Source organism: Streptomyces phytophilus (assembly GCF_013870535.1).
Lineage (GTDB): Bacteria > Actinomycetota > Actinomycetes > Streptomycetales > Streptomycetaceae > Streptomyces > Streptomyces phytophilus.
The window spans coordinates 1-2,291 of sequence record NZ_JACBXC010000983.1 but is presented as its reverse complement, the minus strand read 5'-3'; the positions used below and the strand labels follow the sequence as shown (position 1 = coordinate 2,291).

Annotated in this window: 3 protein-coding genes; 2 read left to right on the top strand and 1 reads right to left on the bottom strand. The window is 73.2% G+C overall.

The window, feature by feature from the left end; genetic code table 11:
* On the bottom strand, nt 1–169 hold a 169-nt coding region (locus tag H5J30_RS28035), incomplete at its 3' end, for a helix-turn-helix domain-containing protein (protein WP_181790089.1).
* Nucleotides 170–230: 61 nt separating this feature from the next.
* Here H5J30_RS28035 and H5J30_RS28030 point away from each other — a divergent pair.
* Together H5J30_RS28030 and era are read left to right on the top strand one after the other, a co-directional pair.
* Nucleotides 231–1,241 (top strand): aldo/keto reductase, encoded by a 1,011-nt coding sequence (locus H5J30_RS28030; RefSeq protein WP_181790088.1) that lies wholly within the window; start codon nt 231–233, stop codon nt 1,239–1,241.
* An 88-nt stretch (nt 1,242–1,329) separates the two neighbouring features.
* On the top strand, nt 1,330–2,259 hold the full coding sequence (era, locus tag H5J30_RS28025; RefSeq protein ID WP_181790087.1) for a GTPase Era: 930 nt from the start codon (nt 1,330–1,332) through the stop codon (nt 2,257–2,259).
* The last annotated feature ends 32 nt before the right edge of the window (nt 2,260–2,291 follow it).

Genomic DNA, 2,291 nt, shown 5'->3' with positions numbered 1-2,291 from the left:
TCTCCCGCGGCCGCCGCTCGAAGAGGGGGAAGCCGAGCTGCCGCTCCAGCGCCCGGATCTGCTTGGACAGCGCCGGCTGGGAGACGTACAGCCGCTCGGCGGCGCGGGTGAAGCTCAGCTCCTCCGCGACCGCCGTGAAATAGCGCAGATCACGTACGTGGACGTCCATAGCCACCGGTTATAGCCGTAGGTCTTGGACGCCGCCACGCAATTCCGCGGAGGCTGCGGGCATGACGACAGCTTCGAACACCGTCCCCGTCCGCACCCTCGGCTCCCTCGAAACCCCCGCCATCGGCTACGGCGCGATGGTGCTCTCGCCCGGCGTCTACGGCGAGACCGACGACGACCGCGGCGTCGCCGCGGTGCGCGCCGCGCTCGACGCGGGCGCCACCCACGTCGACACCTCCGACGCGTACGGCCCCGGCGGGCACAACGAGCGCCTGGTGGGCCGCGCCCTGCGGGGGCGGCGCGACGAGGTGGTGCTGGCCACGAAGTTCGGACTGAGCCTCCCCGAGGGCGCCGAGGCGCGCACGCATCCCGTCAGCTACGCCTTCGGCCACCTCGCGGTCAACGCCGAGCCGCGTTTCGTACGCGGCTACGCCGAGAGTTCCCTGCGCAACCTGGACACCGACCGCATCGACCTCTACTACGTGCACTACCCCGACCCCGCCGTGCCGATCGAGGACACCGCCGGCGCGATGGCCGAGCTGGTCGCCGAGGGCAAGGTCCGCCACCTGGGCCTGTCCAACGTCACCGGGAAGCAGCTGCGCCGCGCGCACGCCGTGCACCCGGTCGCGGCGGTGCAGACGCAGTGGTCGATGTGGACGCCGGTCGACCCGGACCTGCACGCCGCGGCGCGCGAGCTGGGCGTCGGCCTCGTCGCCTGGGGCCCGCTGGGTACGGGCTTCCTCACCGGCTCCGTGACGGACGTCGCGGAGAGCGACTTCCGCCGCAACATCGGCGCCTTCGGCGCCGCGAACCTCAAGACCAACCACGACCGCTTCGCGCCGCTGCGCGCGGTCGCCGCCGACGTGGGGCTCACGCCCGGGCAGCTCGCGCTGGCGTGGCTGCTGCACCAGGACGACCACGTGGTGCCCATCCCGGGCAGCCGGACGCCGGCGCACATCGAGGAGAACGTGGCGGCGGCCCGCGTGGAGCTGCACCAGGACACCCTGGCGCGGATCGACGAGATCCTCGCCGGACTGGCCCCCGAAGGCGGCGCGCGACTGCTGGGCGCGTAGCGCTCGCGCGTGCCGCGCACCGCACCGGGTGCGGCGGAGGCCGGGCGCGGCGGTCGGGGGCGGGCGGCGGTCGGGGAGAATGCTCCCCATGACCACCCCTGACACCGGGCACCGCTCCGGCTTCGCCTGCTTCGTCGGCCGGCCCAACGCCGGCAAGTCGACCCTCACCAACGCACTGGTCGGCCAGAAGGTGGCCATCACCTCCAGCCGGCCGCAGACGACCCGGCACACCGTGCGCGGCATCGTCCACCGCCCCGACGCGCAGCTCGTGCTCGTCGACACCCCCGGCTACCACAAGCCGCGCACGCTGCTGGGCCAGCGGCTCAACGACGCGGTGCGCGCCACCTGGGCCGAGGTCGACGTGATCGGCTTCTGCGTGCCGGCGAACGAGAAGCTCGGCCCGGGCGACCGGTACATCGCCGGGGAGCTGGCCGCCCTGCGGCGTACCCCGAAGGTCGCCGTCGTCACCAAGACGGACCTGGCCGACTCCGACACGATCGCCGCGCAGCTCGTGGCCGTGGACCGGGCGGCGAAGGACCTGGGCTTCGAGTGGGCGGAGGTGGTGCCGGTCTCCGCCGTCGAGGGCAAGCAGGTCGGCCTGCTCGCCGACCTGCTGGTGCCGCTGCTGCCGGAGGGCCCGGAGCTGTACCCGGACGGGGAGCTGACCGACGAGCCGGAGCAGGTGATGGTCGCCGAGCTGATCCGGGAGGCGGCTCTGGAGGGCGTACGGGACGAGCTGCCGCACTCGATCGCGGTGGTGGTCGACGAGATGGAGCCGCGCGAGGACCGCCCCGAGGACCGGCCGCTGCTGGACATCCACGCCAACCTGTTCATCGAGCGCGACAGCCAGAAGGGCATCGTCATCGGGCCGAAGGGCAAGCGGCTCAAGGAGATCGGCACCAAGGCCCGCGGGCACATCGAGGCGCTGCTCGGCACACCGGTGTACCTGGACATCCACGTGAAGGTCGCCAAGGACTGGCAGCGGGACCCGAAGAAGCTGCGCCGGCTGGGCTTCTGAGGCGGCGGGAGGACGCGGGGGACGCGGAGGGC

Excerpts from the sequence above, each read along its gene's own strand:
- era (WP_181790087.1), top strand. The coding sequence starts at position 1,330 with ATGACCACCCCTGACACCGGGCACCGCTCCGGCTTCGCCTGCTTCGTC.
- H5J30_RS28030 (WP_181790088.1), top strand. The coding sequence starts at position 231 with ATGACGACAGCTTCGAACACCGTCCCCGTCCGCACCCTCGGCTCCCTC.